The sequence below is a fragment of the Nocardiopsis ganjiahuensis DSM 45031 genome, assembly GCF_000341085.1.
GTDB lineage: Bacteria > Actinomycetota > Actinomycetes > Streptosporangiales > Streptosporangiaceae > Nocardiopsis > Nocardiopsis ganjiahuensis.
Genome location: NZ_ANBA01000031.1, coordinates 22,400 through 37,057, shown reverse-complemented (window position 1 = coordinate 37,057; position 14,658 = coordinate 22,400). Strand labels below are relative to the sequence as shown.

Below are 14,658 nucleotides of genomic sequence, written 5' to 3'. Positions count from 1 at the left end.
CGGGGTTCCGCGCGGAAGCCTACTGGGTGGATTCGGGCGGTTACGAGGCGGTTCCGTCGGTCGGCCGGCTCAGTTGATCTCGTGGACCACGTCGAAGGTCTCGGCGTCCAGGAAGAGCAGGTCCTGGCCGTCTGCGGTGACGATCAGCTCACCGTCGGGATGGGCGGCGACGGTGTCGTCGAGGATCGTGTGCCCTGAGGTCAGCTCGTCGCCGGTGGCCAGGTCCCAGGCGCGTCCGCCGCTGATGTTCCTGGTCGTGGTGGGGCTGCCCCCGGAGTACAGGGTGCCGCCGTCGGCGGAGAAGGCCAGCGCGTAGACGCTGGTGGGCGATCGGAGCTCCTGGACGGACTCGGCCGTCTCCAGGTCGTACAGGACGACGGTGTCGTGCAGGACGTTCACCGCGATCAGGGGTTCAGTGGGAGACAGGGCGTACCGGTGGACGTCGGAGGCGGTCAGGTCGTCGGGCTCCGTCTCGGGCTCCTCCTCGGGCAGACCGAGGACCTCCTCCCAGTTCTCCGTCTCGTGCACCACGATGCGGGGGTAGAGGTCCCGGTAGGCGATGACCAGGTGGGAGCCGTCGTGGCTGAACCGGGTGGAGGACGGCATCTCCGGGAGTTCGGCGGTGTGCACGACGGTGTCCTCCTCCCAGTCCCACAGGTAGAGGCGGGAGCTCATGTCCTCGGTCGCGACGGTGAGGGCGACCAGGGAGCCGTCGGGGCTCATCGAGGGGGTGTCGTGGAACCGGATGTCCGCGGGGTCCTCCTCGGCGTGCTCGAAGAGGGCGAGGAGTTCGCGGTCGGGGTCCAGGACCGCGACGGTATCGGTGTAGGACGTGACGACGTGGCCGCTGTCGGACAGCACGATCGAACCGGGGCGGGGGTCGAGCCGCTGCAGCATCTCACCGTTCTCCCAGTCCCAGAACGTGGCCTCCACTCCTGTGTGTACGTACAGGCCGGTGCCGTCCGGGGTGAACTGGAGGCTGTAGACGCTGCCCTCGATACCGGCCGCGGTGTCTCCGGGTTCGACCATGCCGTTCGCGTCGCCAGGGCCCTCGGGGGCGCCGGTGCCCCCGTTCCCACCGTCCTCCTCGGATCCGGCGGTTGCCGCGTCGCCCTCCTCGTCGGCCGACCAGGGGGAGGCCACCGCCAGACCGATACCCGCCGCCAGGACCAGTGCCGCGGCTCCGGCGCCGACGGCGATGAGCCCGGTGCGCCGCGGCTTGACCGGGCTGGTCAGAGGGGTCGTGGCGGTCTGGGACGGGCCGCCGGGTGCTGCCTGGACCACCTGGTGGGCCTCGTGCTGGTGGGCGCTGATGGCCTGGTTGACCTGGGCGGGGAGCCAGCCGTGTTCGGCCGGGGGCAGGGGCTGGGCGGAGAGGACGCGGACGATCTCGTCGGCGGTGGGCCGTTCCGCGGGGTCCTTGGCCAGGCAGCGGGCCAGGAAGGGTCGGATGCCGTCCGGGACCCCGTCCAACTGCGGATCCGCGCCGACCACGCGGGGCAGGACCTCGGCGGCGCGGCCGCGGCCGAAGGGCGGTTCGCCGGTGGCGGCGAAGACCACCACCCCGGCGAGGGAGAAGACATCGCTGGCCCGGCTGGTCTCCCGGCCCATCACCTGTTCGGGCGAGGTGTAGGAGGGGGTGCCGAAGGACTGACCGGTCTTGGTGAGGACGGTGCCCTCGACGGCGCGGGCGATGCCGAAGTCGATCACCTGGGGACCGCGCGGCGACAGCAGGACGTTGTCCGGCTTGAGGTCGCGGTGCATGAGTCCGGCCGCGTGGACCGCCTGGAGGGCGTTGGCCAGGCCGATGGCCAGGACCCGTAGCGAGGCCTCGGGGAAAGGGCCGTTCTCCCTGACCGCCTTGCTCAGGGTGGGGCCGGGCACGTACTCGGTGGCCATCCAGGGCAGTTCCGCGTGCGGGTCGGCGTCCACCACGTCGGGGGTGAACGGGCCCGCGACCATCTGGGCGGTGCGGACCTCGCGGGCGAACCGGATCCGGAACTCCTGGTCGCGGCCGAGGTCCTCCTTGACCACCTTGAGCGCGGCGAGGCGGCCGGCCGGGGTACGGGCCAGGTAGACCTCGCCCATGCCGCCCGCGCCGAGGCGGGCGAGGAGCCGGTGGGGGCCGATGTGTGCGGGGTCGGCGGAGGTCAGGGGAAGCACGGGACCGGGATCCTTGCGGTTGCGGTGGTCGGTTCGGGAGAGCGGGGGCCGTCCGGGGGTTATCCGGTGAACTCGTGCAGGACCTCGAAGGTCTCGCTGTCCAGCACGAGGAGGCGGTCGTTGTCGGGCTGGGGGGTGAGGGTCGCGATCACCGTGCCCTCGGGGTGGAAGGCCACCTGGGAGAAGATCTGCACCGCCTCTCCGGTCAGGAGTTCGCCGGTGGCGGTGTCCCACACCCGGCCTCCACGGGCGGCGGCCCCTGTCGTTCCGGCGGCGACCAGCCGGGACCCGTCGGCGGAGAACTGGATCTCGTACAGGTAGTTGCCGCCGGTGTCCGCTTCCTCCAGAGGCTGGATCCCGCCGGTGGACAGGTCGTACAGGGCGATGTCGGTGTTGCTGGTCTTGACGGCGAGCAACGACGGGTCGGTGGGGTGGAAGGCCAGGTACCTCAGGTGCCGGTGCTGGGTGGCCTCGTTCATCACCTCGGGGAAGTCGTCGTTGGGGAACTCCACGACGATCTCCCCGGTGGTCAGGTCCCACACGGTCGACACGTCGTCGTCGGTCGTCTCATTGGCGACCAGGAGGGTACCGTCGGCGTTGATGTCCGGGCTGTTCCCGTAACCCGCGGCCTCGAACTCGAACTCCACCTCCTCCGTCTCCAGGTTCCACACCTGGACCATGGGGTCGTTGTCGGCGTCGCCGACCGAGATCGCCAGCCGGGTGCCGTCCGCGCTCAGCTGGGGGCCGAACCATTGCTGGAGGTCGGGGGACTCCAGGTAGTGGGTGATCTCGCGGTCGGGCCCCCAGACCAGGGTGGCGTCGCCGAAGGCGCCCACGAGGGTGTCGTCGGGGCCCGCGGCCATGCTGTTGGGGCGCGAGTCGAAGCGGTGCAGCTCCTCGCCGGTCCGCCAGTCCACCTGGACCAGATGGTCGGCCCCGGCCACGTACAGGCTCTCCCCGTCGGGGGCGAACGCGACGTCCACGAGGCCGGTGCCGAAGACGTCGGACTGCTGCGGTGCCCCGGGGCCGACGTCCCCGGGCCCGGTGTCCCCCACCGGATCCCCGCCCGACTCCCCGGCCGAGGCGGCCTCCCCCGGCCAGGGGGAGGCGGCGAGCAGGCCGAGGGTTCCGGCCATCGTGACGACGGCCAGTGCGGCGGCCCCGGCGATGAGCGCGGTGCGGGCCCGGCCGCCCGGCGGCGGGGTGAGGGGGGTCCCGGGGGTTGTCCCGCCGGAACCCGGGACCGGCTGCGCCTTCGGAGCGGGAGCCGAGTCGACCACCGCGCGGACCTCCGAGCGGTGGGCCTCGACGGCCTGGTCGACCCGAGGGGGGAGCCAGCCGTGTTCGGCCGACGGCAGGGGCTGGGCGGAGAGGACGCGGACGACCTCGTCGGTGGTGGGCCGTTCAGCGGGGTCCTTGGCCAGGCAGCGGGCCAGCAACGGGCGCAGGGCCTGCGGCACGGCGTCGAGCTCGGGTGCACCGCCCACGACCCGGGCGAGGAGCTCGACCGCCTTGCCGGTGCCGAACGGGGGCCGGCCGGTGGCGGCGAAGACCACCACCCCGGCGAGGGAGAAGACATCGCCGGCCGGTCCGAGACCCTTCCCCACGACCTGCTCGGGGGAGGCGTAGGCGGGCGTTCCGAAGGCCTGGCCGGTCTTGGTGAGGACGGTTCCCTCGACGGCGCGGGCGATGCCGAAGTCGATCACCTGGGGGCCGCGCGGCGACAGCAGGACGTTGCCGGGTTTGAGGTCGCGGTGCATGAGCCCGGCCGCGTGGACCGCTTGGAGCGCGCGGGCCAGGCCCAGGGCCAGGACCCGTAGCGAGGGCTCGGGGAAGGGGCCGTTCTCCCGGACCGCCTCCTTGAGGGTGGGGCCGGGCACGTACTCGGTGGCCATCCACGGCACGGCGGCCTCGGGATCGGCGCTCAGGACCGAGGGGGTGTGGGGTCCGTGCACGCGTTGCGCGGCACGGACCTCGCGGGCGAACCGGGCCCGGAACTCGGGGTCGTGGGCGAGTTCGTCCCGGACCAGCTTGAGCGCGGCCAGGCCGTCGGCGGGGGTGCGGACGAGCAGGACCTCGCCCATGCCGCCCTCCCCGATCCTGGACAGCACCTGGTGGGGGCCGACGCGGGTGGGATCGGCGGGCGAGAGGGGGCGCACGGCGGTTCAGCTCCTCAAGGACGGGGATCGGGTACCAGTTTGCCCGCCTTGGCGGGCTTTCCGGTCCCCGGGGCCCGGTCCGTGTCACTCCGGGTCCCCGAACGGTCGCGCTCCCGCCCCCTGCCGCCGTTCCACCGCGGTCCCGTCAGCCGAGCTCCCTGACCACTTCGAAGGTGTCGGGGTCGACCAGCACCAGGTCGCTCTCCGCGACCGTGGTGGCGGCGAGCACCTCGCCGTCCGGGTGCGGGACGAGGGCGGTGTACTTCCCGATGTTCTCGTTGCCCTCGGCGAGGTTCTCCCCGGTGGCCGTGTCCCAGACGTACGTGGAGTACCGCCACGCGCCCTCACCGGTGGTCACCTGCCAGGTCGCGTACACGCGGTTCCGGGCGGGGTCCGCCAGGAGTTCGGTGAGCAGGGGGTCGTCGTCGGTCTCGTACTCCTCCCGGGTGAAGGACGCGACCTCCTCGCCGGTGGTGTAGTCGCGGACGACGATCTGCCGGTCCGAGGTGAGGTGGACGACCTGGGTCTCACCCGGGACCACCGCCAGCGAGCTGCCGACGGCCCCTTGGACGACGTGGACCTCCTCGCCGGTCTCCGCGTCCCAGACGTGGATCTCACCGCGGTCGTTGGTGGCGAAGTGCCCGTCGTCCACGAACACGGTGCCGTGGTGCACACCCGAGGCCATCGGCTCGCCCGCCTCGCCGGTGGCGGTGTCGACCACCACGGTGCTGTCCTCGCCGTAGCCGGCGCTCACGGTCACCGCCAGGAGGCCTCCGTCCGTGGAGAAGGCCATCCCCGTCACGTCCAGCGGCTTCAGCAGCCACCGGCCGCTGTCGTCCGGGCCGTCCTGCGGGCCCAGGTGCTCGGTGGTGGTGCCGGCGGGCAGGTCGTAGGTGTACCCGACGCTCACCGGGTACTCGCGGCCCTCGTACTCGACCCTCCGGGTGGCGGCCACGGTGCAGCCGACCGGGGAGAACACCGGCTGGGCGAGGGGGGAGGAGTCCTCCGCCGGCCGGGCGACCTCCTCACCCTCCTTCCAGTCCCAGACGGAGAGCCCCGCGCTCGAGGCCGTGACGAGGACGTCCCCGTCCGGTGAGAACCGGGGATCCCGGAAGCTGGTGTCCTCGGGGAGGGGCTCCTCGGGTGCCGGGTACCCCGTGCCGTCCAGGCACCCGGCGTCGGTGATCAGGGCGCCGGCCCCGTCGTCCTCCCCTCCCTGGCTCTGCCGGCCCTGGTCCGCGGCGCCGCCGAGCCGGTTGTGGGCGAACACCGCCCCGGCGGCCGCGACCACCACCAGGGCCAGGACACCCGCGCCCGCGGCCATGAGCCGACCGCGTTTCCGGGTGGGAGGGCCGCCGTCCCCGGTCGAGGCACGGGGGGTGACCGCGGCGGTGCTGAGCATGGACCGCTGGGCGTCGGCGACCGAGTCGATCGCCGCCCGGACCGGCGGTGACCAGTCCTGGGGGCCGGAGGGGCCGCCCAGCATCCGGACCAGGTCGTCCGCGCTGGGGCGCAGCCGGGGGTCCCGTTTGAGGCAGGTGTCGACCAGGCCGCGCAGCTGCAGGGGGACCCGGGCGAGGCCGTCGGGGCCCTCCACGCCGCTGGCGGCGAAGCACAGGGTGGAGGCCCACGAGAACACGTCCGTGGCCGGGGTGGCCCCGCCCTCGGGCGCGGCGAACGCGGGGTGGGGGGCACGCTGTTCGGCGTCGCTGATCGCCCACTCCAGCCCGGGGTCGGCCAGCAGAGCGGTCCGGCCGGACAGCAGCACCCCGTCCGGCCACAGCGAACCGTGCGCACGGTCCGAGGCGTGCAGGTCGGCCAGGCCCTGGGCGAGGGCCAGGGCGAGGGGGTGCAGGGCGTCCACCGGCAGGGGGCCGTTGTGGCGGACCAGGTCGGCCAGGGCGGGGCCGAGCGGCCGGGACACGGCGACCCAGGGCACCGCGCCGCGCAGGTCGGCGTCGCGGACCGCGCACACGTGGGCGCTGTTCAGCCCGTAGGCGGCCTCCACCTGCTGGGTGAAGGCCGAGCGGAAGGCAGGGCTGGTGGCGTACTCCGGTCGGACGACCTTCACCGCGACCGGGTCCTCGACCCCGGCCGCACCCAGGTAGACCCGTGCGTAGGCGTCCTCGCCGAGGCGGGCGTACAGGCGGTGCGGGCCGACGGAGGGCGGGTCGTGCGGGTGCAGAGGGAACATGGGCCTTACCGGGTCAGGAGGGGTGAGGGAGCGGTACGGGGCGGTGCGGGGTTCGGGGAGCGGGGCGCACGGGCCCCGGGCGGACCCGCTAGAAGAAGCGGTCGAGGATGCGCATCTCCTGGGCGTCCACGACCCACATGCCGTTACCGGTGGCGGGGACACCGATGATGACCTCGCCCTGCGGGTGGACGGCGATCTCCCACATGAACCCCTCATCGGCCTCCGCGGTCAGCTCCTCGCCGGTGGAGTACTCCCAGACCTTCATGAACCCCTTCTCCGGGTCGAGGTCCTCGGGGAGGTAGGTGGCGTACACCCGGTCGGCCTCCAGGCTGTACTCGTGTTCGTGCATCGAGAAGCCCTCCTCCAGGTCCTCGGCGAGGAACGAGGTGCTCTGCTCGACGTCGGAGACGACGTTCTGGCTGTGCGCGCCGTTGACGTCGGGGTAGACCAGGGTCTCCTCGTCGGCGAAGCTCAGGGCGCGCGTGTCGGTGTTCGGGATGTCCTCCCCCGAGGCGACGTTCTCCCCGGTCCCGGTGTTCCAGATCGTCGAGGTGTCGAGGATGTCCTGCGCGGCGATGTGTCCGCCGTCCGGGGAGACGGCGACCGACACGATGGTCCGCCCGCCGTCGGTGTAGGTGGTGACCAGCTCCCCGGTCTCCAGGTCGTACACGAGCACGCCGGAGTCCACCTGGAGGTCGTAGTTGCCGACGACCAGCTGGGCGTTGTCGGGGGTGAAGGCGACCGAGCCGACCTCGTACCCCTCGGAGAACACCGTCACCTCCCCGCTCTCCAGCGAGTACACGTACGCGCCGTCGTCGGAGGCGTAGGCGAGGAGGCAGTCGTCGGCGCTGAACTGGGGGTGGCCCTTCAGGGGCGCGATCTCGGTCTCGATCAGCGCGAGCTCCTCCTGCTCCCGCCAGTCCCACAGGGCGACGCCGCCGGTGCCGGCGACCGCGAGGACCTCGCCGTCGTTGGAGAACCCGGTGTGGAACATGCCCTCGTCGTCGTTGGGCGCGGTCATCTCCTCGTTGGCCGCCTCGGTGAACTCGGGGGCGATGTGCTCGGAGGGGTCGCAGACGTCGCGCTGAGGGCTCTCCGGCTCCGGTTCGGGTGCGGCCTCGCCCGGTCCCGAACCGATCAGTCCGGCGTCCCGCGCCGCCCACACACCGACCCCGGCGACCATGACCAGCGCGACGGCGGCGGCCCCGGCGATGAGCAGGCTCCGGCCGAGGGTGCCCTTCCCGCCGGACACGCTCGACGATCGGACCGCGTTCTCGTACTCCCGGGCGACCCCGTCGATCCGTGCGGCGGCGGCCGGGGGCAGCCAGGCGGCGGCGGTGGCTGCGGGCGCGGTGGGCCCGCCGAGGGCCTGGAGGACCTGCGCGGCGTCGGGCCGGCGGCCGGGGTCCTTCTCCAGGCAGGCGGCGACGATCCCGCGCAGCGACGCCGGGACGCCGCTGAGGTCGGGCTCCAGGTTGCCGATCCGGTAGAGCACCGCCGAGGGGTGGCCGTCGCCGAACGGGCCGCTTCCGGTGAGCGCGTGGACCAGGACCCCGCCGAGCGCGAAGACGTCCGCGGCCGGGCCGCTCTCCTCGCCGTTCACGGCCTCGGGGGCCATGTACCCCGGGGTGCCGATGATCCTCTCCTCCTCACCGCCCTGCGCGTCCCCCATAGCGCGGGCGATACCGAAGTCGATCACCTGGGGTCCCGCGGCGGAGACCATGACGTTGCCGGGCTTGAGGTCGCGGTGGACCAGCCCGGTGGCGTGCACCCGCTCCAGGGCCTGGGCGATCCCGCGGCCCATGAAGCGCACCGCGTGCTCGGGCAGGGGCCCGGTGTCCTGGACCAGGTCCTGGAGGGAGGGGCCCATCACGTACTCGGTGGCCAGCCACGGGGTCTGGCCCGAGGTGTCGGCGGCCAGGACCCGGGGCGTGTAGTTGCCGTAGACCCGTTGGGCGAGTTCGAGTTCGCGGGCGAAGCGCTCACGGAAACCGGGGTCGTACGCGTACTCGGCGCGGACGACCTTCACCGCGGCGGGGAAACCCGAGGGGTCCGTTCCGAGGTAGACGCGTCCCATGCCGCCGGAGCCCAGCAGGGCGACGACGCGGTAGTGGCCTACCCGGCTCGGGTCGTTGGGGGCGGGTTGCTGCATGGTGCCTTCCGGGAGATCAGCTCACCTCGGCGACGACGTCGAAGTCGGCGTCCAGGATGAGGATGGTGTAGACGCCCCCCTCGGGGGAGGTGGTGGTGGCGATGAGCTCGCCGTCGGGGTGGACTCCGATGGGGCTGTTGAGCACCAGACCGTCCGTCGGCACGAGGTCACCGCTCTCGGCGTCCCAGACGAACCCCGGTGCGTCACTGAACTCGGAGGTGGCCCCGTAGACCAGGGAGCCGTCGGTGGAGAACTGGACCTCGTAGAGCTCCTCGTACTCCAGACCGGTGGACTCCAGGTCCCGGACCTCTCCGGTCTCGATGTCCGCGATGTGGGCCTCGGTGCGGTCCGTGACCATCGCCAGGCTCGTACCGTCCTCCGCCAACGAGACGTTGTAGAAGTCGGCGCCGTCGAACCGCTGGAGTTCGTCACCGGTCTCGGGGTCCCAGACCAGGACCCCGATGTGGGTCGTGTAGCCGGGCTCGGAGACCACACCCACCAGGGCGGAGTCGTCGGGGGTGTAGAACAGGTCCGTCAGGACGCCCTCGATGGGGAACTCGTTCAGGACCTCCCGGGCCCCGACGTCCCAGACCTGGATGTGCGGAGTGCCCTCGACGGTGCCGTCGTCGGTGCCGAGCGTGGCCACCCGGCTGCCGTCGGCGGTCAGCGCGGGCATGTCGAACTGGCCGCGTTCCTCGTCCTCGCCGTTGCCGAGCACGGCGACCCGGTTGTCGCTGCCGCCGTCCCACACCTCCACGAACTGGCTGTTGGTGCCCGCGACGTACCCGTCGGGCGTCATCATGGCGCCGGTCGGGGTGGGCACGTAGTGGTCGAGCGAGACCCCCTCCCGCCAGTCCCAGGAGGAGAGCGTGTTGGAGCCGAAGACGTGGAGGGCCTCCCCGTCCTCGGAGAAGCCGAGGGTGTAGAGGAATCCCTGGAGCGCGGTCTCCTCGAGTTCGCTCCGGCCGTCCTGCTCCTCCCCGTCCCCGCCTTCGGCGACGTCGTCGCCCTCGGAGCCGGTTCCGTCGTCGGCGGCGTCCGCGGGCGTGTCCTCTGAGCCGAGGGGGAGGGCGGTCAGCGCGAAGGCGCCGCCGCCCAGCAGGAGCAGGGCCGCGGTAGCGGCGGCCACGGCCGTCGCGGTCCGGCCGCGCCACCAGGGCCGTCCGGCCTCCCCGCCCCCGTGGCCCGTCGGTGCCGTCTGCTGACCGGCCCCCGGGTGCAGGGGCACGGTGGTGCGGTCGGCGGCCTCGGCCCGCTGGGTCTCCCCGGCCTTGACGTCGATCTGCTGGTTGACCTGGGAGGGGAGCCATCCGTGTTCGGCGGAGGGCAGCGGGAGCCCGGAGAGTTCACGCTGGACGGTCTCGGCGTCCGGGCGCCGGCCCGGGTCCTTGGCGAAGCACCGGGTGAGCAGGTCGCGCAGCGGGCCCTCGGGGACGGCCTCCAGACGCGGTTCGCCCTTCATGACCTTGTTGAGGGTGCTGATCGGGCTGCCCTCACCGAACGGCGGTGCGCCGCCGGCCGCGAACAGCACGGCGCCCGCCATGGAGAACACGTCGGCGCGCGGGGTCACGTTCTGCCCGGTGATCTGTTCGGGCGAGGTGTAGGAGGGCGTTCCGAAGGTCTGCCCGGTCTTGGTGAGGACGGTGCCCTCGACGGCGCGGGCGATGCCGAAGTCGATCACCTGGGGGCCGCGGGGCGACAGCAGGATGTTGCTGGGCTTGAGGTCGCGGTGCATGAGCCCGGCCGCGTGGATGGTGGACAGTGCGCGGGCCAGGCCCAGGACCAGGACCCGCAGGGACTCCTCGGGAAAGGGGCCGTTCTCCCGGACCGCCTCCTTGAGGGTGGGGCCGGGCACGTACTCGGTGGCCATCCAGGGGGCGGCGGCCTCCGGGTCGGCGTCGACGACCGCGGGGGTGAAGGGGCCGCGCACCCGCTGCGCCGCGCGGACCTCGCGGGCGAACCGGGCCCGGAACTGGCTGTCGTGCGCCAGGTCCTCCTTGACCACCTTCAGAGCGCACAGGTGCCCGTCGGGGGTGCGGGCCAGGTACACCTTGCCCATGCCGCCCGCGCCGAGGCGGGCGAGGAGGCGGTGCGGGCCGATGGCGTTCGGGTCGTCGGAGGTGAGGGGTTGCACGGCTGTGGGGTCCTTACTGCGTGCGGCCGCGGAGAGGGAGCCTGTGTTCCGGCAGGTCCGGAGGGGGGTTGGTGTACCCCGCCAATGTAGCTGGTTGGTGACAAAGCACCCAGGTGTGTGTCCTGTTCCGGCCGGGGGCGGGAGGAGTTCTCGGCCGGTGTGCCGGCGCACGGTGAACCGTCGGGGCCCCGGTACGCGAGAGCGCGGGTGCGAGTGGCGGGTCAGAGGCGCGTGGGCGGGGTGTCCCAGCGATGGGGGTCGAACATGCCGACGGGGAGCTCGGTGCGGCCGTCGCGTGCCAGGTCGGCCACGGCCTGACCGACCGCGGAGGCGAACTTGAAGCCGTGCCCGGAGAAGCCGCCGGCCAGGACCAGGCCGGGCAGTTCGTCGCGGCGGCCGATGAGGAAGTGCTCGTCGGGGGTCATGGTGTACATGCAGGACGCCATGCGTTCGGGCAGGGGCGCCACCCCGCGCAGGCCGGTGGCGAGTTCGCCCAGGCGGTGCGCGTCGGCCTCGTCCGGGGGCCGGGGCCCGGTGTCGGGGTCGACGGGTTCACCCCACTGCGCACCGGGCGGGCGGACAGCGGACGCTCTGACCTCGGGCGACTCCGCGTGCACACCGATCTTCAGGGTCCGGCCGCCGTCCATGCTGGGGAAGCCGTACCAGAGGGTGCCGTCGGGTTCGTCGCGGGCGAAGACGGGTTCGGGGGGTGCGGTGCCGGGAGCGGGCCCGGTGATGCGGAACCAGCCGAGCACACGGCGTTCCACGCGGATTCCGCCGCCCAGGCCGGCGACGCCCGGCACCAGTGCGGGCAGCCAGGCTCCGGCGGTGACGATGACGCGCCGGGCGCGGATCTCGGTGTCACCGATCCGGACCCGGGGACGGTCGGGGTCGGGCTCGATGCGGGTGACGGCCTGGTGGGTCCACACACGGGCACCGGCCTGACGGGCCAGGCGGACGGCGGCGAGGATCGAGGCCTCGGGCAGCACCACACCGGCGGCCTCCTCGAAGACGCCGACCTCGTCGGGGCGCACGGCGTGCCGGGGGTGGCGCTCGGCGAGCGCGGCGGGGGAGAGGTGCTCGTGGGCGAGGCCGTGCTGTTCGGCGGCGGCGATGGAGCCGCTGATCGCGCCGGAGCCGGGCCGACCGAGCATCAGGGCGCCGGACCGGACCACGAGCCGGGAGCCGGAGGCTTCCTCCAGCTCGCCCCAGGCGCGCCAGGCGGCCCGGACGAAGGGCACGTACTCGGCGCCCTCGAGGTAGGCGGTCCGGATGATGCGGGACTCGCCGTGGCTGGAGCCGCGGTCGTGTCCGGGGGAGAACTGCTCGACCCCGATCACGTCGACCCCGTCACGGGCCAGGCGCCACAGCGCCTGGGATCCCATCGCACCCAGACCGACCACGACGGTGTCGGTGTCGACGCGTGTGGTCATGGGGCGGGGGTGCGGCTTCTGGTGAGGGCGCCGGCGGACCGGTCCTCCGCGACACGTCGCGGGAGGGGGCGAGCCGGGTCGGAGTCCGCGCCGCGGGCGGCCGACGGGCGCAGGTCCGCAGCGGGCACGGCTAGGCGGCGACCGGCTGGCGGTGCGTGTAGTAGTGCGCGGGCTCCGGAACCTGGGCGAAGGGGTTCAGGAGGGCGGCGGCACCGGCGGGGTCGCTCGCGGGGTGGGACATCGTGCTGCCGTGGAAGAGGTCGTTCCAGAAGAAGCGGCCGTCGCGGCACCAGACGTTGACGTCGCGCATGACGGAGGCGACGGCCATCTCGGAGGTGCCCGACCAGTACAGCGGACGGGAGGCGACCGAGGAGAGCTCGCCCAGCAATGCCGTGATCGCGCGCTCGGCGCAGAAGGCGTGGCGGGGCTTGTGCTTGATCCGGCTGGCGAGTGCCGACTTCGCCCGGGAGGCCCGGGGGTTGTTCAGACGCCAGTGACTCAAGATCGTCTCCAGTGTGTGTGGGGTGTACCGCGGTTGTGCTGACCGTGTGTGCTTGTTGCGGCCGCGTCGCCGCGGTGCGAGTTCCGTTCACCTCGCCGTTGGCCGGCGTTGGTGACTTCCCTCCGCGAAGTTGGCGAGGCCCGAACGATGTCGTTACCTCGTAGTTATCCTTCGCGTTCCGGATGCTAGCAGTAACTGACCCCTCGTAGTCGAGGCTTCTAAGTGTGACGGATGTCACAACTAACGAATGAATATCGACCTGTTTAGAGTAAGAACCTGCAGGTCAAAATGCCATTTTCGAACACCTGTCCGTGGCGTGATTTTGAGATAAAGGGACTGTAGTCCCGTGCTCACTGTCGTGAGCCTCACCCGATTTGGCGACCCCTGGTGCATTGGTTCTGACTCATAGTGACTTTGCGCTGCTTGCCGGGTCTTTGCCCGTCTGGGGTGAGGCTTTGCCGGACCCACACCCGCCGCAGCCAGGGGCATTCCCGCCCGGTTCGCGTGCCGTGTCACCCCGGTGCGGGGTCCGGTCGGCGGTCTGGAGGACACTGGAGGGTGGCGCAGACAAGGAAAGAAGCAGCGAAGTGACACAGACCCAGACATCCGGTGACCGGACCTCGACACCCGCACGCGTTCCCGTGGAGCCGGTGGGCGGCGCTCGCGCCTGGCTGGTATGGGGTGTCGCGGTGGGCGGTTACTTCCTCGCCATGCTGCAGCGCAACGGCCTGGGCGTGGCCGCCCTGGAGGCGCAGAGCAGGTTCGACGTCGGTCCGGCCCTGCTCTCCCTCCTGCCGATGCTCCAGCTCCTCGTGTACGTCGTCCTCCAGGTGCCCGCCGGGTTGCTCGCCGACCGTCTGGGCCCCAGGTTCACACTGGTCATGGGCATGATCGCGATGGCCCTGGGGTCGTGCCTGTTCGCGCTCGCCCCCGGGATCGAAGTGGCCGTGGCGGGCCGGTTCCTCATCGGCCTCGGTGACGCGCTGGTGTTCCTCAACGTCATCCGCCTCGCCGCCCTGTGGTTCCCCCGCGCCCGCTACGCGCTGGTCAGCGGCCTGACCGGGGTGGTCGGCGGTACCGGTCAGGTCGCCAGCGCCGCCCCGCTGGCCTGGGCCCTCAACGGCGTCGGTTGGGTGGCGGCCTTCATGGCGACCACCGGCCTCACCGTGCTGATGGCCCTCCTGGTCCTCCTGGTGGTCCGTGACCGCCCCTCCGGCGCCGCGGGCCGTTCCACCGTCGCCGACCCCATCTCCGTGTGGGCGTCGCTCAAGGAGGCTCTGAAGGCCGACGGGCCCCGCATCGGCATGGCGCACCACGCGGCCGTCATGGCGCCGTTCACGATGATGATGGTGCTCTGGGGCTACCCGTTCCTCGTCGGCGGCCTGGGGCTGTCCGAGAGCACCGCCGCGCTCACCCTCACCGGTCTGGCGGCCGGGGCCCTCTGGGTCGCCCCGTTCGCCGGAGTCCTGATCGGCCGCCACCCCGGCGTCCGGGTGTACTTCGCCCTGTTCCTCGGCGGGACCCTGAGCCTCGGCTGGCTCCTCCTGGTCGCCTGGCCGGACGGCGCGCCGGTGCCCCTCGGTGTCGCGGTGATGGCCGTGAGCGCGCTCGGACAGACCGTGGCGCCCACCATCTCCTTCGACTTCGCCCGTGACGGCATCCCCGCCAGCCGAACCGGAGTCGCCTCCGGCCTGGTCAACATGAGCGGCTTCAGCACCGCCGTGGCCTGCACCGTGGCGGCCGGAGCCATCCTCCAGGCACTCCCGGACGAGCCCGCCTCCTACCAGCTGGCCTTCGTCCCCATCGCCGTCACCACGCTCCTGTCCACCTGCGTGCTGGCCGTGTTCGTCCGGCGCCGCGTCCGGGACTGACCCCGCCCCGGACGGACCGGGGCCCGCCCGGCGCCCCGGCCCGCCGGTGT

8 protein-coding genes are annotated in these 14,658 nt (G+C 72.6%); 1 reads left to right on the top strand and 7 read right to left on the bottom strand.

Annotation, left to right across the window (positions count from 1 at the left end):
• Window positions 1-69 precede the first annotated feature (69 nt).
• From D458_RS0130940 to D458_RS0130910, 7 genes are all read right to left on the bottom strand, one after another.
• Entirely contained in the window at window positions 70-2,163 is a 2,094-nt protein-coding gene (locus tag D458_RS0130940; protein WP_017590597.1) for a WD40 repeat domain-containing serine/threonine protein kinase, read from the bottom strand.
• A gap of 59 nt (window positions 2,164-2,222) precedes the next feature.
• The gene (locus D458_RS0130935) at window positions 2,223-4,322 is read right to left on the bottom strand and encodes a serine/threonine-protein kinase (protein WP_017590596.1); all 2,100 of its coding nucleotides are present in this window, start codon (window positions 4,320-4,322) and stop codon (window positions 2,223-2,225) included.
• Window positions 4,323-4,467: 145 nt separating this feature from the next.
• On the bottom strand, window positions 4,468-6,516 hold the full coding sequence (locus tag D458_RS0130930; RefSeq protein ID WP_017590595.1) for a protein kinase: 2,049 nt from the start codon (window positions 6,514-6,516) through the stop codon (window positions 4,468-4,470).
• Window positions 6,517-6,604: 88 nt separating this feature from the next.
• Window positions 6,605-8,668, bottom strand: coding sequence for a serine/threonine-protein kinase (locus D458_RS38040; protein ID WP_026119855.1), 2,064 nt, complete (start codon window positions 8,666-8,668; stop codon window positions 6,605-6,607).
• 16 nt (window positions 8,669-8,684) lie between these two features.
• Window positions 8,685-10,802, bottom strand: a complete 2,118-nt coding sequence (locus D458_RS0130920; RefSeq protein WP_026119854.1) for a WD40 repeat domain-containing serine/threonine protein kinase — start codon at window positions 10,800-10,802, stop codon at window positions 8,685-8,687.
• Window positions 10,803-11,023: 221 nt separating this feature from the next.
• Window positions 11,024-12,235, bottom strand: a complete 1,212-nt coding sequence (solA, locus tag D458_RS0130915) for an N-methyl-L-tryptophan oxidase (protein WP_017590594.1) — start codon at window positions 12,233-12,235, stop codon at window positions 11,024-11,026.
• A gap of 130 nt (window positions 12,236-12,365) precedes the next feature.
• Window positions 12,366-12,737, bottom strand: coding sequence for a hypothetical protein (locus D458_RS0130910; protein WP_017590593.1), 372 nt, complete (start codon window positions 12,735-12,737; stop codon window positions 12,366-12,368).
• A gap of 587 nt (window positions 12,738-13,324) precedes the next feature.
• Between D458_RS0130910 and D458_RS0130905 the strand changes: the two genes are divergently transcribed.
• Window positions 13,325-14,608: an MFS transporter gene (locus D458_RS0130905; RefSeq protein WP_017590592.1), complete on the top strand. Its 1,284-nt coding sequence runs from the start codon at window positions 13,325-13,327 to the stop codon at window positions 14,606-14,608.
• The last annotated feature ends 50 nt before the right edge of the window (window positions 14,609-14,658 follow it).

Bases quoted from the DNA above. Each gene is read 5' to 3' on its own strand.
- D458_RS38040 (WP_026119855.1), bottom strand. From the start codon at position 8,668: ATGCAGCAACCCGCCCCCAACGACCCGAGCCGGGTAGGCCACTACCGC.
- D458_RS0130930 (WP_017590595.1), bottom strand. From the start codon at position 6,516: ATGTTCCCTCTGCACCCGCACGACCCGCCCTCCGTCGGCCCGCACCGC.
- solA (WP_017590594.1), bottom strand. From the start codon at position 12,235: ATGACCACACGCGTCGACACCGACACCGTCGTGGTCGGTCTGGGTGCG.